This is a genomic window from Peijinzhouia sedimentorum (assembly GCF_049340005.1).
Classification (GTDB): domain Bacteria; phylum Bacteroidota; class Bacteroidia; order Cytophagales; family Cyclobacteriaceae; genus CAXBDP01.
Window position 1 is genome coordinate 222,731 of the sequence record NZ_JBMPIY010000004.1, and the last position, 23,441, is coordinate 246,171.

Here is a 23,441-nt window from a genome sequence, read left to right on the forward strand (position 1 = left end):
GTCTTAGGAATCTATATTTTAATGTTAGTAGAATTTCCTTAGTTTTGGAGGCTATTAATAAACCTAAAATTGGATATGATTAAAAAAATATGGATGGGCATCGCTTGCTTGGTTTTAGCAGCGAATGTAAACGCCCAAGACGCAGTTGCCTTGAAGCATGGCAATAGCATAACCGAATCGAGTTTGAGAAAGCATCTAGAAATACTGGCTGCAGATGACATGGAAGGCCGTGATACTGGCAAGGAAGGTCAGCGCAAAGCTGCGGCTTACATTGCTGGACAGTTTGCAGACTTGGGCTTGAAGCCTGTTGCTCCAAACGGAAACGAAATGGGTTACCTTCAGAATTTCGATTTGGAAAGTACTGGCTGGGGAAAAGTGGAATTCAAAGCTGGTCGCAACACATTCGTAAATGGAGATGTAATTTTCTTTGGAAGTGTAAAAGAAAGCAAATCTGGTAAATCGGAAATTGTATTTGTTGGTAATGGTGAAGCTTCCTCTCTTGAAGGTTTAAACTTGACAGATAAGACCGCATTACTTTATGCTCCGGGCCCAGGCTATGAAGCTAAAGTAGATGCTATCAAAGAAAAAGGTGCAAATGCCGTAATGGTCGTAAATGCAGAAACAGCTGAGCAATATCAAAATGTAACTAGAAGATTCAGAAACTTCGCAACTGCTCGCAGATTGGGTTTACCAAACCCTAACTTGACTGACAATTTGTTATGGTTAGTTTCTCCAGAACATGCAGCAAGCATTATTGGCAAAACACAAGAGGAAATGGTAGCCATGGCTGCTGATGGTTCTCATAAAAGCTTAAAGCCAATTAAATATTCTTATGAAATCGAAAGAGTTGTTGAAAAAGTGCCTACCGCTAATGTAATTGGCATGGTAGAAGGTACTGATCTGAAAGACGAATATGTAGTACTTTCTGCGCACTACGATCACGTAGGAGTTACAGCTGATGGCCAAGTAAATAATGGTGCAGATGATGATGGCTCAGGAACTTCAGCAGTAATTGACATTGCACGCGTTTTTAAAACTGCTGCTAATGAAGGAAATGGTCCTCGCAGATCAATGGTTTTTCTATTAGTAACTGGTGAAGAAAAAGGCCTCCTTGGTTCTAGGTATTACACTGATTTTGATCCGATTTTCCCACATGAGAAAACTATCACTAATATCAATATAGATATGATTGGTAGATTGGATACAGAACATGAGGAATCAGGAGTGAGAAATTATGTTTACCCGATTGGCTCGGAAGTTCTTTCTTCTGAATTGAAAGTGATTTTAGATTACAACAATGTAATGTACACAAATATGGATCTGGACTACCGTTATGACGATCCAGAAGATACAAATCGTTTCTACTTCCGTTCCGATCACTACAATTTTGCTAAGAACAATATTCCTGTGATATTCTTCTTCAACGGTGTGCATGCAGATTACCATAGACCTAGCGATACCATCGACAAAATTGAATGGGATGTATTTGAAACAAGAGCTAGACTAGTATTCTACACATCGTGGGATCTAGCAAACAGAAATAGAAAACCAATGCTTGATACACAAATGGATCAGCGCTTGTTAAATCGTTAATTCAAACAAAATCTAATTCAAAAGGCCGTTCAATCTATTGCTCGGCCTTTTTTATTATTTGGATTTTATCGAAATCGAATCCACAGTGGAAACAGTAATTCGCTCCAATTTTATGGCCTTCGTATCCACAACTCGGACAAACTTGGCCTAAATCTTCTTTTCCTTTTCTTGTTGACTTAGCCAATTCTACAGTTACAATCCCCGTCGGAACTGCGATAATTCCATAGCCTAAAAGCATCATCAAAGAGGCTATAGCTTTACCAAGCATTGTTACAGGCACGATGTCTCCATAGCCTACGGTTGTAAGAGTAATTACAGCCCAATAAATACTTGAAGGAATAGAATTAAAACCATTTTGACCGCCTTCTACCAAATACATAACCGAGCCCATTATAATCACCAGCAAGACAACAAATAGGATAAATACACTGATTTTGCGCAAAGAAAGGATTAAAGCTGAACCTAAGGTTTGAATCTCGCTTAGAAAGTGTACCATTTTGAAAATACGGAAGATCCGTAAAAAGCGAAGGGATCTAATAACCATAAGATACTGACTTCCGGCAAAAAGTAGGCTTATAAATGTTGGTAGAATCGAAAGTAAATCAATGACGCCCAAAAAACTGAAAATGTATTTTTTGGGCTTTTTTATTATTGTAATACGCAATAAATATTCGATGGTAAACAGCCCCGTGAATACCCATTCGAGGATATTCAAATAAATGCCATAAGCCTCCCGTATCATGGGAATACTATCAAGCATTACAACCATAATACTGAGCAAAATGACAATCAGTAATCCTACATCGAAAAATTTGCCCCAGTAAGTATCTGACTTATAAATTACGTTAAATGCCTTCTTCTTCCACGGAACATTACTCTGGGAAATTTCTCCATTCCAAAATTCATCTTCCTGTTTCGTCATACATCAAATTTGCATTAAGTTAATCGGAATTTTAAATGAATTCAAAAGTAAAATCAATCTAAAAGAGGCGGGAGGAAGAACAGCCAATGAATAACAAACCAAATTTCCGATTTTGAAGTTAACAGAGGTAATCATCAATCTAGTTTGAATTTTATGGAAAGAGCCATTTTTGCTTCGGGATGCTTTTGGGGAACGGAGTACTACTTTCAAAAAGCGCTAGGTGTCATCAGCACCACGGTTGGTTATATCGGTGGTCAGGTGGCCAATCCTACTTACCGAGAAGTTTGCTCTGGCACTACAGGTCATGCCGAAGCCACCGAAGTTTTTTATGATCCTAGCAAAACCGATTTCGAAACCTTAGCTCGCTTATTTTTTGAGACTCATGACCCAACGCAAATGAATCGACAAGGACCAGATATTGGCACTCAGTATCGCTCAGCGGTATTTTACCTTAACAATGAGCAAAAGGAAATCACTGAAAAGCTTATCAGTTTATTAGAAGAAAAAGGTTTAAAAATAGCTACGGAAGTTACTCCAGCTACTGAATTTTACACAGCAGAAAACTATCATCAAGACTATTATAAAAACAATGGAAGTTCGCCTTATTGCCACTTTTTCACCAAGAGGTTTTAGTGCTCAAAAGGATACGTACTTCCATTCAAAGAACAAACAATTCTTAAATTTTTGTAAGCAAATATTTAATCACATCAGTAGTTGTAACTATGCCAACAAGTTCTCCATCCTCTATTACAGGCAGTGCATGATACTCTTGATTTACAAAAACCTCAGCCAATGATTTTATGGTTGCATCCGGACTGATGGATTTTGGTTTTGAAGTCATTACTTGGGGCACACTCAGCATTTCCAAAATTGCCTCATCTGCATCTTCCTGATTTTCGATAAGCGCTCCAAAAGTAAGTCTATTAATATCTGTACGACTAATAATTCCCACTACCTTAACCCCAGAAACCACTGGCACATGTCGTACATTCAATTTTCTAAATAGCCTTACCACATCTTGTAAAGGCGTATTTTCCTGCACCACATATACATCAGGTGTCATTATGGTACTTACAAGGTCTTGATTCATCTTTTCCATGGCTCTACTTTTTATATGTCAAAACTAGAGATAATTGGATTGAGAAAGACTGAGCAATGTCATTAGAATGATTGATTTTTGAACCACAGAGTTTTTGCCAAATTACTCTTTGAAGCAAAAAAAATCATTGGAACTCAAAAACACCAAATGGAGTAATGCACATATCTAGCGGAACATCATGTGCTTCTGCTAATTGCAAATTATCAATTGGCGGGAGGATAGAAAGACCAATTTTCAATGCATTTACCTTACAATCATTGGCCAAAAAGCGATCGTAAAATCCTTGTCCATAGCCCAGCCGATGGCCATTTGTATCGAAACCTAGCATGGGAACTAGAACGATATCCAACAGCTTCGGGTCAATAATTTCACCTTCAATTGGCTCAGGAATGCCCAATTTGTTTGCCAGCAGTTGATGAGGCCCAATGTATTCATAATTCAGCATTCGCTTATGCTGAAAATCTGATTTGGAAACTACAATTTTTGCTTCTGGTTTATACTCAATTAGCCAATCAATTATTGGCTGTGTTTGAGGTTCATTTTTCTGTGGTATAGACAAAAAAATGTGAATGTATTCAAAGGTCTTTTGCTTTAATACTTCGATTAGCTTTTCGATCATAGCAGAATTTCTCTGTTCAAACTCAGTGGAGCTTAAACTCTCCCTTCTGTATGAAAGTAGCTTACGAAGTTCCGATTTATTCATTCTCTATGAATACATAAAATTGCGTATCGAACGCGTCCAAATGCTGTAATAGCGTATTGATAAACTGAGGTTGATTAAGCGCAATGCTAAGGTAATTATCCACCCGCTCTTGAGGCTTGCCATTTGGGAAAAGGCGATCTTTACTATTTTGCAACTGACGCAGGGAAACATCCATTCTAGATTCAGCAGCTTTCACCAGTCGCTTTCCAATATTCTCTAATGATTTCAATGCGCGACTCTCTTCTGCTTCGATAAATCCTTTGAGGGAACCATCAAACTCTACAGCAACCTTCACAATCTGCTCGTAAGCAGTGCGAACCATTTCTTCCTCAGCTTGAATATCTGGAGCTTCAAATCCTTGGTTGTCAAGAAATTTAGCTTTCAAATCATCATTGTTTAAGAAAATATCTTGAGTCTCAATTCCTAGTTGGTTCAACTTTTTGGCTATTCCCCTATTTACCCAAAGAGCAAAGTTTCTAGGCATCACCACTGGGAAAGCCACCTTGTATAAATCAAACACACTCTTTATTTGCAACCAATAGGCAACTTCGGCCGGGCCACCAAAATAGGCCACATTTGGCATTATGGTTTCTTGGAATAAAGGTCTGAGAATTACATTCGGACTAAATTTCTCTGGATTAGATTCCAGCAAGGCCAAAATATCCTCCCGCGAAAACTCCAACTCCGTGTTTAACACTTTATAGCTTCCACTTTCTTCAACAATCCTTTCCCGCAATCCCTTTTCCATATAGAAAAGATTGATTTCTCTAGAAAAAACTTGCCCTTTATATCCCAGCTCTTCAAGTTTCGCAGAGGATTTTTCCACCTCCACATTTGCTTGCTGTTGCGTCAATTCTTCCTTCATAATTGGAGTAAACAAGCGCTTAAGATTCGCATCGTTTCCATCCAATATTACCAAGCCTTGATCTTTGAAAAGCTCATTTACAAAAATGCGAGTAGCTTGTGCTAAATCCTTCCCGTCTTTATAGGCTTTTTCAAACAGCGGAGCAGCTTCTGGCAAACTCTGTGCTAGCTCAGCAAGTCCATCTGTAAGCATTTGCCCAACGGGACCCTTCTGATCCGTTTCCCAAGTGAATGTTTTTCCAAACAGCTGAAAATGATTGATTTCCTCTAAATCATGATCTTCCGTTGCCATCCAATACACAGGTACAAAATGAAGATCTGGATGTTTTTGATTCAGGCTTTTACAAGCATTGATTACAGATACTATCTTGTAAATAAAGTACAATGGTCCAGTAAAAATATTAAGCTGATGACCTGTGGTGATTGTGAATGTGTTTGTATTCGCAAGGCTTTGAATGTTGGAGCGGGAGGAATCGCTCAATTCTACATCTTTATATTGTTGCAATAATGCATCTCGTAAAATCGCCCTTTCCTTAGCTCCTAATTGATGCGATTGTGTAGCTTCAATTATTCCGTCCATAGTTGGAGCAAAGCTGTAAAACGACTTCAAATCCTTGCTTTGGCTAAGGTAATTGAGTAAAATATTAGAAAAACTATGGGTATCCTTTAGGGCAATTTTTTCTACTTGCATTATCCTTTTATATAAGTTTTAGACTTCAGCTATTTTTCCGTACAAATCGAAAGCTGTCGCTTCAGTAATGGTGATATTGCAAAAATCTCCAATTCTCAAATAGCCTTCGGTAACGGGAATTAATACTTCATTATCTACTTCTGGCGAATCCTGTTCAGTACGTCCTACAAAATATCCGCTTTCCTTTTTATCAATAAGAACCTTATAAGTTTTGCCTATTTTCTCTTCATTCAATTCTGCTGATATATGCTCTTGCAATTCCATTACTTCATTGGCGCGGGATTGTTTTACTTCAGCAGGAACATCATCTTCAAAATTATGCGAATGGGTATTTTCTTCATGTGAGTAGGTAAAGATTCCTAATCGTTCGAAGCGAGCCCACTGCACAAAATCGAGCATTTCTTGGAAGTCCTGCTCTGTTTCTCCTGGATGCCCAGCTATCAGCGTAGTTCGCAAAGCTATACCCGGCACTTTCTCTCTAATTGAGGTAATTAGCTCCTCCGTTTTTGGTCTGGTGATTCCTCTTCGCATTAATTTAAGCTGACTGCTACTTCCATGTTGTAGTGGCATGTCGAGGTAATTACAGATATTCTCTCGCTCCGCCATCACATCCAATACATCCATAGGAAAGCCGGCTGGAAATGCATAATGCAAGCGAATCCAATCTATGCCCGGCACATCGCTTAGTCGGCTCATCAATTCGGCCAAATTACGCTTGCGATAAAGATCTAAACCATAATAAGTGGAGTCTTGGGCAATTAGCAAAAGCTCTTTTACTCCCTTTGCAGCCAAGTTAGTGGCTTCCGCAACAAGTTCTTCTATAGGTCGAGATTTGTGTCCACCGCGCATCAATGGTATTGCACAAAATGAGCATGGGCGATCGCAGCCTTCTGCTATTTTTAAATAAGCGTAGTGCTTGGAGGTGGTGATAATTCGCTCACCTAAAAGCTCATGCTTATAATTTACTTTGAATTTTTTGAGAAGGGCTGGAAGCTCATTGGTTCCAAAAAAAGCATCTACTTGAGGAATTTCTCTTTCGAGATCATCTTTGTAGCGATGGCTTAAACAGCCCGTAACATATACCTTATCAATAGACCCTGCTTCTTTTGCATCAACATAACGAAGTATAGTATCTATACTCTCTTGTTTCGCGTTATCAATAAAACCGCAAGTATTGATAACTACAATATTTGCATCGTCCTTTTTAGACTCGTGGGTGGCTTTGATGCCATTACCTTTGAGCTGTGTGAAAAGCACTTCACTATCAACAAGATTCTTAGAGCAACCAAGCGTTACAATATTTACTTTATCTTTTTTTAATCCTTTTGTCTTCAATGTGTTCCTTCCCGATAATTTGGCACAAAATTAGAAAAATAAACTGGGATGCTTAAGCATGGAGGATAAACTCTCAGCCTAACAGAATAATTCCCTAAATTTGAAGTCTAATTCGCATGTCCTTGAAAAACCGATTGATTCCTGCTTTTCTAATTTTTTTATTTGCATTTGTTGCATGTGAGGACAATACCGATTGCAGTAGTAGCACACGCAGCGAAGTAAAAGTACGATTCAGAGCTTTAACTAATCCGGAGCCAGCATTACTTTATGATCGAATTTATGCAATTGGTGCAGAAGAAAATGCTTCAACGGGAGCTACATTTTATGATAATGTGTATGAATTACCCGTAAATCCACTTAGCAATTCTACTACATTTATATTTGAAGGAGAAGATAATTTGAGAGATACGATTGAAGTTTCTTATGATGTTCAGTATCGAATTATCTCTGAACTTTGTGGAGTAGAACTTATATACAAAGACCTGGAAATTAAATACTCTAGTTTCGACAGCATAACAGTAGTTACGCCAATAATGACACGCCAAACAGAAGTCAATTTTGAAATTATACTTTAGTCTAATATCAGCTTTTCTGTTGCTTGCCAATTCGTTGCAAGCACAAAGTGACTATCAGCCATTAGGATTGAGGGTGGGCTTCGATGCTATGAAATTAGCTACTAATATTATTGATCCTCAGAGATCTGCTTTTGAATTAAATGCCGATTTGGGAATTAATAAGTTCCTGATAGCTGCTGACGCAGGTTGGGCCAAAGTAGATGGCGTGGGAAGTAATTATACATACTTGAATGAAGGAAATTATTTACGAGTAGGAGCCGATTATAATATCATTCATCGAGATCCATTCGGCAATGCTTTATTCATTGGTTTAAGATATGGTGCTGCCAAATTCGATGAAGAATTGATTCATGCTTTTCAGGCACCAACTTGGGATATTCAGCAAGATACAGTTAGTATATCTGGGGCAAATGCTAATTGGATGGAGTTAGTTGCTGGATTAAGAGTAAGGGTTAGAAATAATTTATTTGTAGGATATACTATCAGATACAAATTAGGCGCAAGTGTAGATTCACGTTCAACGAAATTACAAGGATTTGAAATTCCAGGATATGGCAATGCAGAAAGCGGTGGGTTTAGTTTTGGTTATTCAATAATGTATCGAATTCCCTTTTTCAAACCAGAGCCTCCAAGCTTTGACAAGCTGATGGATAATAATCCAGAGTAAAAAGAAATCTTCAATAATGAAAAATCCCAAACCGATTATTATCAGTTTGGGATTTTTGGTTTAAGGTCAAAACCTAAATCTTATCTATTTGGCAAAGTTGCTTGATTGGGTTTGGTAGGCGCATTTTTCACATGTTCTTCCAACCATGAATCCATTTCGTATAATGTGTGAAGAATAGATTCCTTCGCTGCATAGCCATGACTTTCGTGAGGTAGCATTACCAACCTCGTAGTAGCTCCATGGCCTTTCAAGGCATTATAAAAACGCTCACTTTGGATTGGGAATGTTCCTGAATTGTTGTCAGCTTCACCATGAATCAATAACAATGGCTGATCTACTTTATTCGCATTCATAAATGGCGACATCGTGTTATACACATCTGGAGCTTCCCAATAAGTACGCTCCTCAGCTTGGAAACCAAATGGCGTCAATGTTCTATTATAAGCGCCACTTCTGGCAATACCAGCTGCGAACAAATCCGTATGGGCTAGCAAATTGGCTGTCATAAATGCGCCATACGAGTGACCACCAACACCAATTCTATTTCTGTCCCCAACTCCCATTTCTACCACTTTATTAATGGCAGCTTCGGCATTTGCAACTAATTGCTGAACAAACACATCATTCGGCTCTGTATCTCCTTCACCTACAATCGGCATTTCGGTGCGATCCATAATGGCATATCCACGTAGCACCCAGTAAAGTGGCGATCCCCAGCTAAGGCGTGTAAACGTATATTGACTACCTCTCACTTGACTAGCTACATCCGCAGACTTGTATTCTCTAGGATAAGCCCACATAAGCACAGGAAGTGGTCCGTCTTTCTCCTTATCGTAACCTTCTGGAGTGTATAATACTGCTGACAAATCCACACCATCAGCTCTTTTATATTTCACTAGCTCCTTCTGAATTCCTAATAGTTCCGGAGTTGGATGAGGGAATGCAGTAATTGGCTTTATGGTATTTGCCTTCAAGTCTCTCAGTTGATAATTAGGCACATCATTCTCAGATTCTCTGATAGTAATGATATGCATTTTGTCTAGATCAACCACTTTAGTAAGGCGCTCATAATAGGGTGCTTCGCATCTCCACAATATTTCTTGCTGCTTAGTATTTACATCAAAGCTGCTGAAGAAAGGCATATCTCCTTCAGGTGAACCTCCTGTAGATGTCATAAAAAGTTTATTACCCTCCCGCATCAATACTCTGTGACCGGCATCATTTCTTACGGTAAGTGGTGAACCTGGATCGTTGTAAATATCATCGTAAGAACGTCTGATCATTTCTCGCATAGGCTTATTCGGATCAGATGGATCAAAAATACTTGTCAATTCTGTTCTTGTTGCTCTCCATCTTTCATTCAAAAGAGCGAAATTATCATCACCCCATGAAATGCCCCCATATCGTAGGGAGGTTTTTGCAATTGCTTTTTTCTCACCATTAAATGGTGCTTCTAATGCAAATACAATATCTCTTACTTCAACTTCATTTCTAGGGTCGCCACCATCTTGTGCTTCCACCCAATAAAGCATTGCGTCGGCATCGGCACGCCAGCTGAAGCTTCTAGGCTTATCAACTGTGGCATCAAATCCAGTTGGACGATTTTCATCCAAAGGAAGAGAAGCAATTTTCTTGATATGCTTGCCACTTATATCGTGGATATCCACATCATAAGGAAAACTGTATGCTGGCACTAGATAAGAAAATGGTCTTTGGATAGTTTCCACCTTAATGTAATTGCCATCAGGTGATATGGAATAACTCTTGTAAAGGCCTTCCATATTTAGACTTGTGGCATTTCCATCTACGCTTATTTTCATCAAGCTTGAAGTAGCAAAATAGGCGAATAAAGTTTCGTCATAGCTATTTTGAAGCAAATCTTGGTAAGTGCGACTAGGAGCAGCATCACCAGAAGTCGCTTGAATAATTGGCCCTGATGGCACCTTTGGTGCTTGAGGATATGGGCCTCTATTAATAGGCACAGTCATCACAATCATGTTTTTACTATCTGGCAACCAAGTGATCGTAGAACCCATCACATCTACCAATTTGAATTGCCCTACTCTAGATGCGCTGCGAGTAGCGACATCTGCCATCCAAAGTTGGATTTCTGAATCTGTAGTATGTGTAAATGCAATTTTAGATTCATCAGGCGACCAACTTACATTACTTATTTTCGGATTTGATGGCAGGCCAGTAATTGGGTATTCTGCACCTGATGCCGTATTCTTCAAAATAAGCCCATTCATTCCTGATGAACGACTTGGCCCTGATGTAGCAGGATTAATTCTCATCCCTGCAATTCTCAATTCATCCTGAGCAAGATCTTCGATGGATCCATAACCTGGGCGCTCCATCAAAAGCATCCAATCTGCATTTTCAGTAAAGCTTACTGATGGAGTTGAGGGTGCTTCTACTAGCTTTGCTATTTCGGCGGGAGGCTTTTGATAGCCAAGTTTTTCCTGCGAAAAAGCCGGCATCACCATCATCACGCTAAGCAAAAGAAGACTAATTCTTTTTATTTTCGTAATCATAATCTATGAAGGTTTGAGTTTATTTGTAAATCGGCATCTAACCTTTAAATTTAGAAAAGCTTTTCCATTTTTTAATTAATAATCTCCTAAATGAAATCATCACTCCGACTTTTTGCTCTAACAGGTTTATTTATAGTTTTTTCGGTTTCTTCATGTTCCGTCATCGATCTAAGTAGCTTAGGTGCTGGACCTCTTACAGAAGGTGAAGCACGCTTGGGTATAAATGAAGCATTACTAAAAGGGATAAATAATGGTGTAACCAAGGCCTCAGTTATTGATGGTTTCTTGGGAAATCCTCTTATCAAAATTCCCATTCCACCAGAAGCACAAGGTATAGCCGATGCACTAAACAGAATTGGTTTAGATGGCGAAATTCAAAAAGCGATTACAGCAATGAACCGTGCTGCAGAAGATGCTTCCAAAGAAGCCGGGCCTATTTTTAGAGACGCTTTAAGACAACTCACCATTACAGAAGCTATTGCTATTGTAAAAGGTAGCAACGATGAAGCCACTCGCTTTTTGCAAAGAAATACGCAGGACAAACTAACGGCTGCTTTTAGCCCTATAATCAGAACTCACTTAGAAAATACAAATGCCACTCGTCTATGGGCAGATATATTTACTCGATACAATCGTATTCCACTTGTGAGACCCGTGAATGTAGATTTGGACGCTTATGTAACTCATAAAGCTTTGGAAGGTTTATTTACTCTAGTAGCCCAAGAAGAATTAGCTATAAGAACCAACCCAGCAGAGCGTACTACAGCGATCTTGAAAAGAGTATTTGGCAACGCCACAAACCCGTAATTTCTAAGAAATTAAAAAACCAATTTCTGCACAGGCTGTTATTCCTACATGAAAAAAGGGACAGCAATTGTGTGGTTGAGAAACGACCTGAGACTTCATGATAATGAGGTGCTCAGTTCGGCAATTCAAAAGACTGAATATCAAATTCCAGTATATATCATAGATCCAAGAAGCTTTGCTCAAGGCGATTTGGGATTTTCTAAAATTGGAGCATACCGATTCAAATTCTTATTGGAGGCTTTAGCAGATTTGCGAGGCTCCATGAGAAAAATCGGAGCAGACTTGCTTGTAAAAGTTGGGAAACCAGAAGATATACTTCCTGACTTGGCCCAAAACCTCAAAGCCAATGTAGTTTACACCAGTCAAGAAGTTACACAAGAAGAACTATCAGTAGAAAAAAAACTGGAGAACAAGCTCTTTGCACAAAAAATAAGTATCGAATATTTCTGGCAAAGCACATTATTTCATGTGGACGATATTTCCTATCCCGCACAACATATTCCAGATATTTTTACTGAGTTCAGAAAGGGGACAGAAAAGACCACGAAAGTACGAAAGCTACTTCCAATACCGACTGAAATACAATATCCAAAAGGATTGGAAGCTGGTGAAATTCCGAGCTTGGCATCTTTAGGTTTTGCATTGCCACCAATACAAGTAAACTCTGCCTTTCCATTTGCGGGAGGAGAAAAAACTGCACTCGAAAGAGTGAAATATTATCTGTGGGAAAGTAATCTGATTACAGAATACAAAGAAACTAGAAATGGACTTATAGGTACGGATTACTCTAGCAAATTATCTCCTTGGCTTTCACTGGGCTGTATAAGTCCAAGGTATATATATTTTGAGATCATTAGATATGAAAAAGAGCGAAAGAAAAATCAATCCACTTATTGGTTAATATTTGAGCTTATTTGGAGAGATTACTTTCGATTTATCGCTAGGAAATTTGGGAATAAATTATTTGCCGAAGGCGGACTAAAAGACAATAAATCCATAAGGTGGAGAAATGATATAGCCAAGTTTATAAAATGGCGGGAGGGTGAAACTGGGGTACCTTTTATCGACGCCAATATGCGTGAATTGAAGCTCACTGGATTTATGAGCAACCGAGGTCGCCAAAATGTTGCAAGCTTTCTGACCAAAGATTTACAGATTGACTGGCGATGGGGAGCGGCTTGGTTCGAGCACTGCCTTATCGATTATGATCCATGTAGCAATTGGGGCAATTGGGCATACGTAGCAGGTGTTGGAAACGATCCAAGAGAAAATCGCTATTTCAATATTTTAACCCAAGCCAAAAGATACGACTCAAAAGGAGAATACGTGAGAACATGGATTCCTGAAATCGCACAGATAGAAGGCTTTAAGATTAACAGACCCGATCAGCAGCAAGCCAACATAAAATACTACTCGCCATTAGTCAATATGGAAAAGTGGGTTTAAATTATCTTAAAGAGCGAATAGGAATAAAATTCTCTTTAAAACACTTCCGCTTCTTGTGAGAAATGGTTATATTGTATGGATCAAAAAATAATAGCGTTATGACGATAGAAGTAAAAAAACCTATATCGCTTGATAAGCTCAATCAAGCCTTTGAAGACTTAAACAAAGCAAGCCACAGCAAGAAAATGGCAGGCTTTAATGCCAAAAAGTATAAGGGAAAAATTAGTGGTCTTTTAAAATAACCCAACATGAACAATAACAAGATATTAATTGACACCAGAATATTGGCTGCACTATTGGATGGCAATAGTGAAATAAGCTCATTTCTTCAAGGGAAAGACGTGCATATATCTATAATAACCGAAATGGAATTGCTTGGAAATGCTAGCCTCGATACAAAGAAAATAGTGCTATTAAAGAGAATAATCCGTGAATTCACTGTAATTTCTCTTACCGATTCGGTGAAGGAGCGTGCGATTATTTTAGGTCATGAGTTTGGTGTAAATCTGGATGAAGCCATCAAAGCAGCATCTGCTATCGAAAAGCATATTCCAATGTGCTCATCCAATAAAAACCTATCCAAAATCAGTCAGCTGGATTTACTTTTAATTCATTTATAAAGACCAATTACTCTATAAAAAACTGACCAACCTGAAAAGGCACTTGACCATAGCTAAGGCCGCCGATGTTAGAAAGCACAGCAACGATCACTTCTTCTTCAGGAAAAACGATTAACCAACTGGTGCCTCCTATAGAGCCACCGGAATGCCCAAACCATTTGTATTTGCCCGCCAGAGTTCCAACTCTCCAGCCAATACCATAGCCTGTTTCGGTTCCATCATTTAGCTTTTGGCTAGTTAGCCAGATATCCAATGTTTCTTTTTTCAGATAGCCTGGTTTCATAAAAGCCTCGCCGAATTTGATTAGATCGTCTGTTGTTGAAAGAAATCCTCCTCCCGCCCATTTTATGCTATTGTCTACATGCGGGGCATGTTGCACTTCTGTAGGTGTGAGTTCATAAAACCTTGTCCGCCATGGAATAATCTCATGATTCCAATCTGCATGAGTTTTTTCCAATCCCAAAGGATTGAAAACCTCGGTCTGTACCAAGTTCAAAAATTCCTTTCCCGATGCAATTTCTGTAACTGCACTTAGTAAATTCCACCCATATGTAGAATAATTGTACTGTGTGCCAGGCTCAAAAAGTAAGGAGTCATCCTTGAAAATAGCTAGTCCTTCCCATACGGTTTCGTATTTGTCGTCGCTCAAAAATTCTGTCCCCTTGTAATGACGTACTCCCGCTATGTGGCCAGCCAATTGACGGGTGCTAAAGTCGTAAGCCTTTTTAGGAAATTGAGGTAGATAAGTATAGATAGAGGCATCCAAATCTATTTGACCTCTTTCATATACTTTGGCTAAAGCTGCGGCAGCAATTGGCTTGGAAATACTCCCAATTCGAAACCTCGTTTGAAGCGGGTCTACAGGAACCTGTTGTTCCAAATCTGCAAAACCATAGCCTTTGGACCAAACAATTTCTCCTTTTTGCCAAACAGAAATAGCCAGACCAGGCACGCGCTCTTCTTCAACAAGTGCAGACATTGCTTCGTCTGCAAGTTTTTGATCCATGTAATTTTCATCGGCACAAGCTGAATAGATGAAAACAAGAGCGCAGATGAAAAGCCAAGCAGAATTTCTCATAGTGAATCAATCAATGTTTTTTGAATCTCAATATACAATCAAATTACCTCAATTTTTCCTAATTCAGATGCCTTTAATAAAAATCAATTAATGTATTTAGCAAAAGTCAACTGATTTGTAAAATCAAGTAACGCTTATTAATTGTCTGAAAACAGCACGTCATCCTTTCCCAAAAAAAACATATCTTTGAAGTCCATTTATGAATCATTCATATTCACTCGTCATGACCTTAGATAAAATTCAAGAATTATTAGGAGACGGCGCAGAAAACCTGCTTAGCCATGAATGTAAAACCATCAATAAGGATCTCCTACATTTGCCGGGACCAGATTTTGTAAACGAGATTTTTGCAAACTCCAACCGCAACCCACAAGTATTAAGAAGCTTGGCTCAGCTATTCAATACTGGCCGTTTGGCTGGCACTGGTTACGTTTCAATATTACCTGTAGATCAAGGGATTGAGCATAGCGGGGGAGCTTCATTTGCTAAGAATCCGATATATTTTGACCCTGAGAATATTATCAAATTGGCAATGGAAGGAGGCTGCAATGCAGTAGCAACGACTTTTGGCAACTTGGCGATGATGTCTAGAAAATATGCTCATAAGATTCCTTTCATTGTGAAAATCAACCACAATGAATTGCTTACATACCCAAATAAATTTGATCAAATTATGTTTGGTTCTGTAGAGGAAGCTTGGAATTTAGGTGCAGTGGCAGTGGGTGCAACAATTTACTTTGGGTCAGAGGAATCCTCCCGCCAAATTGTTGAGGTTGCACAAGCTTTCGAAAGAGCGCATGAATTAGGCATGGCTACCATCTTGTGGTGCTATGTTCGTAATAGTGCCTTCAAAAAAGACGGCGTAGATTATCACGTAGCAGCAGATCTTACCGCTCAAGCAAATCATTTAGGAGTGACTATCCAAGCGGATATTATCAAGCAAAAGCTTCCTATGAACAACGGCGGATATAAGGCGCTAAATATGGGGAATTCGAGCTATGGCAAATTAGATGAGAGAATGTACACAGAATTGGCAACCGATCATCTGATTGATCTTTGTCGTTATCAGGTAGCGAATTGCTATATGGGCAGAGCAGGTTTGATTAATTCTGGTGGTGAATCTAAAGGTGCTTCTGATTTGGCAGATGCAGTGAAAACAGCAGTTGTCAATAAAAGAGCGGGAGGTATGGGTCTGATTTCTGGCAGAAAGGCCTTCCAGCGTCCGATGGATGAAGGCGCAAAATTGCTAAATGCAATTCAAGATGTGTACCTTAGCAAGGACATTACAATCGCTTGATTTTTGAATTTTAAAAAATTCCTATGGCTTGGTTTAGAAGAAAAGATAAAGGAATACTTACTCCCACCACAGAAAAGAAGGATGCTCCTGATGGCCTGTGGTACAAATCGCCTTCGGGCACTATTATTCATACCCGTGAGCTCAAAGCCAATAGCTATGTGTGCCCCGACGATGGCTACCATGTGCGCATTGGTTCAAAAGAATACTTCGAAATATTGTTTGATGGAAATAAATTCACCGAGCTTGATGCATCATTAAGTTCTGGCGATCCATTACAATTTGAAGACAGCAAACCTTATCCAAAAAGGATAAAGGAAACGCAAGAAAAGTCGGGATTGAAAGACGCTGTCCGCAGTGCCTATGGAAAAATCAACGGCAAGGACATTGTGATTGCATGTATGGATTTTTCATTTATTGGTGGCTCCATGGGATCGGTAGTTGGTGAAAAGATCGCTAGAGCTATTGATCATGCATTGAAAAACAAAAAGCCCTTCCTAATGATAAGCCGCTCAGGTGGTGCACGAATGATGGAAGCTGGCTTTTCGCTAATGCAAATGGCCAAAACTTCGGCGAAACTAGCTCTTTTAGATAATGCTGGTATTCCTTATATCTCTTTACTTACTGACCCAACCACAGGTGGAGTTACAGCGAGTTATGCAATGCTAGGAGATTTCAATATTTCCGAACCAGGTGCATTAATTGGTTTTGCCGGACCTCGTGTAATCCGTGAAACTATTGGCAAGGATTTACCTAAAGGCTTTCAAAGTTCAGAGTTTGTATTAGATCATGGTTTTCTCGATTTCATCGTCGATAGGAGAAACTTAAAATCGAAACTAAGCTTGCTAATTGAAATGCTAGAAGAGGATAAAAAGGCTAAGAAATAAGCTTGAGCAGTAATAGAAATTAAAACACAAAACCCGAAGCAATTGCTTCGGGTTTTGTGTTTTTGTGGAGCCGGAGAGATTCGAACTCTCGTCCAGATAAGGCGCTTGTAGCGCTTTCTACATGCTTAGTTTTACTTGGATTTTCGAGCCGAGTCGGGTGCAAAACAAACCTTAACTCAAACCTTATTTGCGATTAGTCTTACTTTTGTATCACAACCCTACAAAAGCCAGTTCTGCGTGATGATGCCCAGACGACCACCCGGCAGAACGAAGGGTGATCAGGACACATGCTAGCTAATACTTAGATTAGGCAGCAAGGGCGTAATTAGATTCGCCGTTTGAAATGTTTGAAGTTTGTTTGTTCGGGAAATACCTCCAACTCCCGGCATGCTTACACTCAACCACACATACTGTCAAAACCGGTCGGCCCCGGTCTGAGTGGGAGACAAATTTATAAATAATTTAGTTCATAGGAGAAGAAAATACTTTTATTGATGAACTTATAATGACCTTAGTATAATATACCCTCCCGCCTTTTTGCTTTTGGAAAGCTAGGCGTACTGAAATTAATTAAGCAAATTTTCCTCAAACTATTCGTTTAGCGAAAAAAAAGATTTATCATTAAATGGAAAATGAATAAACTCATCCAATACCTCTATTTTATTGCGCTCCTTTTGCCAAGCATTTGTTTTGGCCAAAATCTTAATATTGATAGCCTTAAGCATCTGGAAAGCCAAACTACAGAGCCAAAGGATAGAATTGAGATATTGAATAATCTCGCTCTACAAACTAGAGAAATTGAATTGCAAGAGGCCAAATTGTATGCTGAGGAAGCAGAAAAATTAGCTTTAGCCATAAATGATAGTCTCGGACTGGGTAGAGCCAAGGGAAACCTAGGCTGGATAAATTATCGCTTAGGTAATTGGGAGGAATCATTTAAGCAATCAAAGGAAGGCTTTCAAATTAGTAATAAGCTGGGCGACTTGGAAGAAGCTTCACGATCGCTAAATAATCTGGGCTCTATATATTATCAGCAACAAAATTACTTGGGAGCCATTCAACAATTCCAGCAGGCTTATAAAATTAGTCTGACGTTAGAAGATACCTACACTACAATTCGAAGCCTCAATAATATTGCCTTCAATTATGTGAAAGCTGGGCAGCTAGATTCTGCAATGCATTACGCCAACAAATCTATCGAATTCAATGAGCAGAATGGATCAATGTATTTGACCAGTTTCGCACAGCGGGTAATTGGTGATGTATATTTAGAAAGAGGGCAAATAGATGAGGCTATTGCTGAATTTAGAGAAGCACTTGGCCTCTCTCAGGAAATTAGTTTTCGGTCTTTTGAGGCGTCAATACTACACCGTTTGGGCAATGCATTAATTCAAAAGGGAAATGATGCCGAAGCCATAAAAACCCTCAAAACTGCTGAGAGAGTATCCAAAGAGCATGGATATATGGATGAACTGGTGAAGAGTTATAAACTCTTAGCAATTGCCTATGAAAACCAAGGAAATATTAATCGTGCTTTCCTGGCACAAAAATCCTACATCCAATTAAATGATAGCATAAACAATGAGGCAGCGAAAAGTAGACTTGCAATAACACAAGGCATGTTCGAATCTGATAGAAAGGAAACGGAACTGAAACTTCTACAAGCTGAAAATGAGCTTCAACAACATGAAATTGAAGATAAAGCTAATCTCATTGCAATAGGCATCTTTGGTATTGTCATTATAGGCGGCTTGTTATTATGGTTGATTGCGATAAATCGTAGAACTAAAATTGTGAATAGACAGCTTGAAGAAACTACGGCTATTGTAAACAAACAGAATCAAATACTTGAGAAAAGAGCAACTGAATTGGAAGAGGTGAATAGGGTTAAAAACAGAATTTTCTCAATAGTTGGCCATGATTTGCGAGCTCCGGTTGGACATGTAAAAAGTGCTTTGGAATTGCTCCACTCTGATATTCTTACCAAAGAAGAGTTTAGCAACTATCTAGGTCAAATGAAGCGGGAGGTTGATGGTGTTTTTGTAACATTAGATAACCTACTAAGATGGTCCAAAGCACAAATGGAAGGCTTTAAAATTGAGAAAGAATCACTAAACGTAGATGCGATCATAGCCAGTACTATTTCAATTTTCACAAACTCAGCCAAAGAAAAAGGAATTAGCTTCCAATTAGATATTGCCAAGGACTCAACAATTATTGCTGATAAAAACTTGCTCGAAGTAGTCATTAGGAATTTGGTAAGTAATGCTATTAAATTTTCAAAGGAAGGATCATCAATCGCTATTAAAACTCAGCAGAATGCAGTAAAAGATTTGATTGTCATCGAAGATGAAGGAATTGGCATGAGCCAAGAACAAATCAATGAAGTACTTAAAGGCTATATATTGCAATCGCAGTCAGGTACACGAAGCGAAAGTGGTACCGGCATAGGCCTTCTTATAAGCAAAGAATTTGTCGAAATGAATGGTGGCAAACTGATTATCCAGAGCGATATCAATCATGGTACCATGATCACAATCGAATTTCCTAAGGCATAAAAAAACCAGCCCACAATGTGAGCTGGTTTTATTTGTAAAATGTATATTATTCTTAATTAGAAAGTGTAACGAACACCAAACTGAGCTCTCCATCTTGAGAAGAAATCATTTTCTACCCATGGCTCAGAGCCACTCAAGTTTGATCTGAATGTTGGAGTGCCATCAGCTCTTGTTCCAGCTACTGTTAGAATTTGAGTACCTGTAGTACTGTAGCTTCTGCCCCACTCTTTGTTCAACAAGTTGCCTGCATTGAACACATCAAATGTGAATTCAAGTTTACCAGCATTCTCAGTGAATACTTCTTGCGCAATTCTCACATCAAATCTATGTTCGAAAGGAGCGAATGCACCGTTACGCTCAGCATAATCGCCTCTTCTAGAATCTAGGTAAGAGTTGTTACTGATGTAAGCATCTAACTCAGCCCATTGCTGATCAGCTGATTTAGTTACTTGACCACCACTTACAACATCCACAAGTTCGATTTCACCGCGATTTGCAGGAACGTAAACCAAATCATTACCAAATATTCTATCTCTGTTCACGTCACCATTATATGTGAATGAAATTGGTGAACCAGATTGTCCACTGTAAAATAAACCAATAGAAGTAGCTAAGTTACCTAGGTATTCTTTTCTGTAAGTCAATGCAGCAACAATTCTATGAGGTACCATGAAGTTTGAGAATGAAAGCTCAGGATCATTAGGATTAGTGTATGTTGGTACACCTCTCCAGTTAGAGATCGCTTGGCTTGAAGTACCTGGATTGATGTCTTTAGATATACCGTAAGTATAGCCTACGTTTGCGTAAAGTCCACCTACAAAAGTTTTGCTTATTTGACCAGTGAAATTAGCTGTATGACCTTTGTTTGTATTAGTCAAATAGATAATATCTGTGTAACCAGAGTTGATAAAGCTACCACCGAATCTCGGTCTATTGTCAACACCAGGAAGAGTAGTTGCCGTTCCATCTTCTAAACCTGACACATTGTAGTTTTGGTATAGAATATTGTTGATGTTTTTAGAGTAGATACCATCAAAAGTAAATACGAAACCGTCACCAAAGTTGTAATCCAAACCTAAGTTAGCTCTGAAAATCTGAGGATACTTGAAGTCAGGATCTAACACGTTGATTTCAGATGTGAAAGTAGATAAACCTAAGTCTTCAGCATCTGGCTGCGTGTTTGGATTTGGATTGAATTGGAAACCGTCAGGAAATTCGTTGAATCTACTTTGAGCTTGCAATCTACCAATCTGGATACCAGTATTAGAGTATTGGTTAGACAACCAAACGAATGGCATTCTACCTGTAAAGATACCAGCACCACCTCTTACTTGTAAACTTCTGTCACCATTTACATCATAGTTGAAACCAACTCTTGGAGACCAAAGCAAATTACCACTTGCTACTTGATTTGTTGCTAACCCATTTTCTCTTGCAATATCTGAATTGTTAAAGTCTGGGTTTGCAGTTGGTTCGTCATTCAATAAAGGAATATCAGCTCTGATACCGAATGTCAATTTCAATTTGTCATTCGCTTGGTACTCGTCTTGAGCATAGAAACCTAATTGCGCTGCACCAAATGATGCTGCCCAGTTTGGTTCGTTAGGTACATTTGAGAAAGAGTAATCGTAACTAACTGGGAATGCTTCATTTGCAGTACCTACTGTCAACCAGTCTTCTAGAGACTCATATCTATAAGAACCAAATGCTTGTCTGATGAACGCATTCTCGATTTGATAAAACTCATTGTGTGTACCAACTGTAAGGATATGCTTTCCTTTATAGAAAGTCAGGTTATCAGTAATTGTTAATACATCTTGGAATAGTCTGTTTACAGTTGAGAACTGCTCAGAACCTAATTGAATACTTCTACCACCATCCAAATCAACCCTAACATAAGGGAATGGATCATTTTGGTAAGTTCTATTATCACGTACTGAAGTGAAACCAACTCTCAATTCATTTGAAATTGTGTTTGAGAATCTAGAAGATAATTCAGCAACTGTTGTGTTTGTCTTACTTGGAAAGAACAAAGCGCCACCTGAAAGAACGAATGTATTTGCATTTCTGAAAATACTCAATGATTCAGAATTCACATAGTTATGACGGATCGAAAACTTATGTCTATCGTTGATACTCCAATCAATTCTAGCGAAAACTTTTTGCGTTTCATCTACTTCATTGAATGGAGATGCATCTCCTACGTCAGCACCTGGAGCAATTCTTTCGATTACACTTAACACTTGATCAATTTCACTTTGAGTGATGTTAGAACCTTCACCAAGACCAAATAATTTAGGCTGAGTACGTTCTGTTAATTCTCCATTGACAAAGAAGAAAAGTTTGTCTTTTATAATTGGGCCACCTAATCTGAAACCATATTGTCTTTCAGAGTAATCAGTTACTTTTTCACCTTCTGTACTTGAACCAGGAATTACACCTTTACCAGTAAGGTTTTGGTTGTTTACAAAGTAGTAAGCAGAACCTTCGAAACTATTTGAACCTGAACGAGTAATTGCATTGATACCACCACCAGTGAAACCACCCATTCTTACATCAAATGGAGCAAGTTCCACACTGATTTCTTGTATTGCATCAAGTGAAATTGGTTGAGTTCCAGTTTGGCCACCATTTGTACCAGAAGCCGCAAGACCAAATACGTCATTGTTTACGGTACCGTCAATTGCAAATTGGTTGTATCTGTTGTTAGCACCAGCAAAAGATATACCTCCCGCACGTGTATTTGCTTGTGGAGTTAATCTTGCATAGTCAGATATACTTCTGCTCAACGTTGGTAAGGAGTTGATTCTTTCAGAATCGATGTTCGTAGCTGCACCTGTTCTATCAGAGCTGAAAGTTGCATCTTGTTTTCCAGATACTACAACTTCTTGAAGAAGTGTTCCTTCATCCAACATTCTAAACGATACGTTGGCTGCTACACCTAGAGAAAGAGTAATATTTTCTTTCACTTGCGGCTCATAACCAATGTAAGATACAGTTACTGTGTAAGGACCTCCTACTCTCATACCTGGAATAGTGTATTTACCATCCATCAAAGTAGATGTAACATACCTTGTTCCAGAAGGAACATGGACTGCTAAAACGTTGGCACCAGGAAGACCTTCGCCATTTTGGTCATTTACATAACCGGTAATAGAAGATGTAGTAATACCCTGAGCTAGCACACTACCGCTCATAAATACAACACCTACTACCATCAAAATTGATAGTAAAAATTTTAGCTTCATAATAAATTGGGATTGGTTTGACATTTTTAATCAAGTCGGTTTATTCAAAAACAAATAGTAAGAACGAGTTTGGAAATACTTAATGATTTGTAAGGCAAAATTAGGTCTTTTAAAGGGGCATTGTGTGAAGAGAACATTAATTTTTGTTTACCCATTGATGGCGCAAAATTAACAATTTTTTAACCTGTTTTGCCTAATTCTGACAAAACAATTTTCAATCCGATACTCTGTTTGGTTTATTTGAAAGTTAACCAAATAAAACAAATATAGTTTTCTGAAAGACAATACAATAGAGGCAAGGCACTATTGACCGATTTGCTCCATCTTTTCATTTTGTTGAGAAATTTTTAATGCTAAATCCAGCTACTGGTTTTTCTTTAATCAGCACTTGAATTAGAGAAAATTTTCGAGTTTATCATCAGCCTGATTATCTATTCGAAAAACACCTATTCCTCCCGCCATCTTATACTCACAATCTGTCTTGTAGAACTAGTAAATAGAATTTTATGGACAAATCTTT

19 protein-coding genes and 1 other RNA gene are annotated in these 23,441 nt (G+C 38.7%); 11 read left to right on the top strand and 9 right to left on the bottom strand.

Going from position 1 to position 23,441, the window contains the following annotated elements:
• Positions 1 to 75: 75 nt before the first annotated feature.
• Positions 76 to 1,593 (top strand): M28 family peptidase, encoded by a 1,518-nt coding sequence (locus ACOXY8_RS08320; protein WP_458331111.1) that lies wholly within the window; start codon positions 76 to 78, stop codon positions 1,591 to 1,593.
• A gap of 34 nt (positions 1,594 to 1,627) precedes the next feature.
• Here ACOXY8_RS08320 and ACOXY8_RS08325 read toward each other — a convergent pair whose 3' ends face one another.
• The gene (locus ACOXY8_RS08325) at positions 1,628 to 2,515 is read right to left on the bottom strand and encodes an ion transporter (RefSeq protein WP_458331112.1); all 888 of its coding nucleotides are present in this window, start codon (positions 2,513 to 2,515) and stop codon (positions 1,628 to 1,630) included.
• A gap of 153 nt (positions 2,516 to 2,668) precedes the next feature.
• Here ACOXY8_RS08325 and msrA point away from each other — a divergent pair, with 153 nt between their 5' ends.
• A complete protein-coding gene (msrA, locus tag ACOXY8_RS08330) occupies positions 2,669 to 3,148 on the top strand; it encodes a peptide-methionine (S)-S-oxide reductase MsrA (protein ID WP_458331113.1) in 480 nt (159 codons plus the stop codon).
• Positions 3,149 to 3,191: 43 nt separating this feature from the next.
• Here msrA and ACOXY8_RS08335 read toward each other — a convergent pair whose 3' ends face one another.
• From ACOXY8_RS08335 to rimO, 4 genes are all read right to left on the bottom strand, one after another.
• Positions 3,192 to 3,614 carry a CBS domain-containing protein gene (locus ACOXY8_RS08335; protein WP_458331114.1) on the bottom strand — a complete coding sequence of 141 codons (423 nt, stop codon included), beginning with the start codon at positions 3,612 to 3,614 and terminating at the stop codon, positions 3,192 to 3,194.
• A 124-nt stretch (positions 3,615 to 3,738) separates the two neighbouring features.
• The gene (locus ACOXY8_RS08340; protein ID WP_458331115.1) at positions 3,739 to 4,317 is read right to left on the bottom strand and encodes a 5-formyltetrahydrofolate cyclo-ligase; all 579 of its coding nucleotides are present in this window, start codon (positions 4,315 to 4,317) and stop codon (positions 3,739 to 3,741) included.
• Positions 4,310 to 5,872, bottom strand: a complete 1,563-nt coding sequence (gene bshC / locus ACOXY8_RS08345; protein ID WP_458331116.1) for a bacillithiol biosynthesis cysteine-adding enzyme BshC — start codon at positions 5,870 to 5,872, stop codon at positions 4,310 to 4,312. The genes ACOXY8_RS08340 and bshC overlap by 8 nt, the downstream gene beginning before the upstream one ends.
• An 18-nt stretch (positions 5,873 to 5,890) precedes the next feature.
• Positions 5,891 to 7,207 (bottom strand): 30S ribosomal protein S12 methylthiotransferase RimO, encoded by a 1,317-nt coding sequence (gene rimO / locus ACOXY8_RS08350; protein WP_458331117.1) that lies wholly within the window; start codon positions 7,205 to 7,207, stop codon positions 5,891 to 5,893.
• A gap of 116 nt (positions 7,208 to 7,323) precedes the next feature.
• On the opposite strand from rimO, the gene ACOXY8_RS08355 reads away from it, so the two are divergent.
• Together ACOXY8_RS08355 and ACOXY8_RS08360 are read left to right on the top strand one after the other, a co-directional pair.
• On the top strand, positions 7,324 to 7,782 hold the full coding sequence (locus tag ACOXY8_RS08355) for a DUF6452 family protein (RefSeq protein WP_458331118.1): 459 nt from the start codon (positions 7,324 to 7,326) through the stop codon (positions 7,780 to 7,782).
• Positions 7,766 to 8,449: a DUF6048 family protein gene (locus ACOXY8_RS08360; protein WP_458331119.1), complete on the top strand. Its 684-nt coding sequence runs from the start codon at positions 7,766 to 7,768 to the stop codon at positions 8,447 to 8,449. Before ACOXY8_RS08355 ends, ACOXY8_RS08360 begins: the two co-directional genes overlap by 17 nt.
• Before the next feature lie 80 nt (positions 8,450 to 8,529).
• On the opposite strand, the gene ACOXY8_RS08365 is transcribed toward ACOXY8_RS08360, so the two are convergent.
• The gene (locus tag ACOXY8_RS08365; RefSeq protein ID WP_458331120.1) at positions 8,530 to 10,983 is read right to left on the bottom strand and encodes a S9 family peptidase; all 2,454 of its coding nucleotides are present in this window, start codon (positions 10,981 to 10,983) and stop codon (positions 8,530 to 8,532) included.
• 90 nt (positions 10,984 to 11,073) lie between these two features.
• Between ACOXY8_RS08365 and ACOXY8_RS08370 the strand changes: the two genes are divergently transcribed.
• The 4 genes from ACOXY8_RS08370 to ACOXY8_RS08385 all read left to right on the top strand — a co-directional run bounded on the left by ACOXY8_RS08370 (position 11,074) and on the right by ACOXY8_RS08385 (position 13,856).
• Positions 11,074 to 11,790, top strand: coding sequence for a DUF4197 domain-containing protein (locus ACOXY8_RS08370; protein WP_458331121.1), 717 nt, complete (start codon positions 11,074 to 11,076; stop codon positions 11,788 to 11,790).
• Between the two features lie 48 nt (positions 11,791 to 11,838).
• Entirely contained in the window at positions 11,839 to 13,236 is a 1,398-nt protein-coding gene (locus ACOXY8_RS08375; RefSeq protein WP_458331122.1) for a DASH family cryptochrome, read from the top strand.
• Positions 13,237 to 13,334: 98 nt separating this feature from the next.
• Entirely contained in the window at positions 13,335 to 13,478 is a 144-nt protein-coding gene (locus ACOXY8_RS08380) for a hypothetical protein (protein WP_458331123.1), read from the top strand.
• A gap of 6 nt (positions 13,479 to 13,484) precedes the next feature.
• Complete coding sequence (locus tag ACOXY8_RS08385; RefSeq protein ID WP_458331124.1) at positions 13,485 to 13,856, top strand: PIN domain-containing protein; 372 nt, start codon at positions 13,485 to 13,487, stop codon at positions 13,854 to 13,856.
• A gap of 7 nt (positions 13,857 to 13,863) precedes the next feature.
• Here ACOXY8_RS08385 and ACOXY8_RS08390 read toward each other — a convergent pair whose 3' ends face one another.
• Positions 13,864 to 14,934 carry a serine hydrolase domain-containing protein gene (locus ACOXY8_RS08390; RefSeq protein ID WP_458331125.1) on the bottom strand — a complete coding sequence of 357 codons (1,071 nt, stop codon included), beginning with the start codon at positions 14,932 to 14,934 and terminating at the stop codon, positions 13,864 to 13,866.
• Positions 14,935 to 15,157: 223 nt separating this feature from the next.
• Here ACOXY8_RS08390 and ACOXY8_RS08395 point away from each other — a divergent pair, with 223 nt between their 5' ends.
• Both ACOXY8_RS08395 and accD read left to right on the top strand, forming a co-directional pair.
• Entirely contained in the window at positions 15,158 to 16,231 is a 1,074-nt protein-coding gene (locus ACOXY8_RS08395; protein ID WP_458331126.1) for a class I fructose-bisphosphate aldolase, read from the top strand.
• Positions 16,232 to 16,254: 23 nt separating this feature from the next.
• Positions 16,255 to 17,115, top strand: a complete 861-nt coding sequence (gene accD / locus ACOXY8_RS08400; protein ID WP_458331127.1) for an acetyl-CoA carboxylase, carboxyltransferase subunit beta — start codon at positions 16,255 to 16,257, stop codon at positions 17,113 to 17,115.
• Positions 17,116 to 17,177: 62 nt separating this feature from the next.
• On the opposite strand, the gene ssrA is transcribed toward accD, so the two are convergent.
• Positions 17,178 to 17,546: a transfer-messenger RNA gene (ssrA, locus tag ACOXY8_RS08405) on the bottom strand.
• 201 nt (positions 17,547 to 17,747) lie between these two features.
• Here ssrA and ACOXY8_RS08410 point away from each other — a divergent pair.
• Positions 17,748 to 19,673, top strand: coding sequence for a tetratricopeptide repeat-containing sensor histidine kinase (locus tag ACOXY8_RS08410; RefSeq protein ID WP_458331128.1), 1,926 nt, complete (start codon positions 17,748 to 17,750; stop codon positions 19,671 to 19,673).
• 56 nt (positions 19,674 to 19,729) lie between these two features.
• On the opposite strand, the gene ACOXY8_RS08415 is transcribed toward ACOXY8_RS08410, so the two are convergent.
• Positions 19,730 to 22,921, bottom strand: a complete 3,192-nt coding sequence (locus ACOXY8_RS08415; protein WP_458331129.1) for a TonB-dependent receptor — start codon at positions 22,919 to 22,921, stop codon at positions 19,730 to 19,732.
• Between the last annotated feature and the right edge of the window lie 520 nt (positions 22,922 to 23,441).

Coding starts and splice junctions, on each gene's coding strand:
- ACOXY8_RS08320 (WP_458331111.1), top strand. CDS start 76: ATGATTAAAAAAATATGGATGGGCATCGCTTGCTTGGTTTTAGCAGCG.
- ACOXY8_RS08325 (WP_458331112.1), bottom strand. CDS start 2,515: ATGACGAAACAGGAAGATGAATTTTGGAATGGAGAAATTTCCCAGAGT.
- msrA (WP_458331113.1), top strand. CDS start 2,669: ATGGAAAGAGCCATTTTTGCTTCGGGATGCTTTTGGGGAACGGAGTAC.
- ACOXY8_RS08335 (WP_458331114.1), bottom strand. CDS start 3,614: ATGGAAAAGATGAATCAAGACCTTGTAAGTACCATAATGACACCTGAT.
- ACOXY8_RS08340 (WP_458331115.1), bottom strand. CDS start 4,317: ATGAATAAATCGGAACTTCGTAAGCTACTTTCATACAGAAGGGAGAGT.
- bshC (WP_458331116.1), bottom strand. CDS start 5,872: ATGCAAGTAGAAAAAATTGCCCTAAAGGATACCCATAGTTTTTCTAAT.
- ACOXY8_RS08355 (WP_458331118.1), top strand. CDS start 7,324: ATGTCCTTGAAAAACCGATTGATTCCTGCTTTTCTAATTTTTTTATTT.
- ACOXY8_RS08365 (WP_458331120.1), bottom strand. CDS start 10,983: ATGATTACGAAAATAAAAAGAATTAGTCTTCTTTTGCTTAGCGTGATG.
- ACOXY8_RS08370 (WP_458331121.1), top strand. CDS start 11,074: ATGAAATCATCACTCCGACTTTTTGCTCTAACAGGTTTATTTATAGTT.
- ACOXY8_RS08375 (WP_458331122.1), top strand. CDS start 11,839: ATGAAAAAAGGGACAGCAATTGTGTGGTTGAGAAACGACCTGAGACTT.
- ACOXY8_RS08380 (WP_458331123.1), top strand. CDS start 13,335: ATGACGATAGAAGTAAAAAAACCTATATCGCTTGATAAGCTCAATCAA.
- ACOXY8_RS08385 (WP_458331124.1), top strand. CDS start 13,485: ATGAACAATAACAAGATATTAATTGACACCAGAATATTGGCTGCACTA.
- ACOXY8_RS08390 (WP_458331125.1), bottom strand. CDS start 14,934: ATGAGAAATTCTGCTTGGCTTTTCATCTGCGCTCTTGTTTTCATCTAT.
- ACOXY8_RS08395 (WP_458331126.1), top strand. CDS start 15,158: ATGACCTTAGATAAAATTCAAGAATTATTAGGAGACGGCGCAGAAAAC.
- accD (WP_458331127.1), top strand. CDS start 16,255: ATGGCTTGGTTTAGAAGAAAAGATAAAGGAATACTTACTCCCACCACA.
- ACOXY8_RS08410 (WP_458331128.1), top strand. CDS start 17,748: ATGAATAAACTCATCCAATACCTCTATTTTATTGCGCTCCTTTTGCCA.
- ACOXY8_RS08415 (WP_458331129.1), bottom strand. CDS start 22,921: ATGAAGCTAAAATTTTTACTATCAATTTTGATGGTAGTAGGTGTTGTA.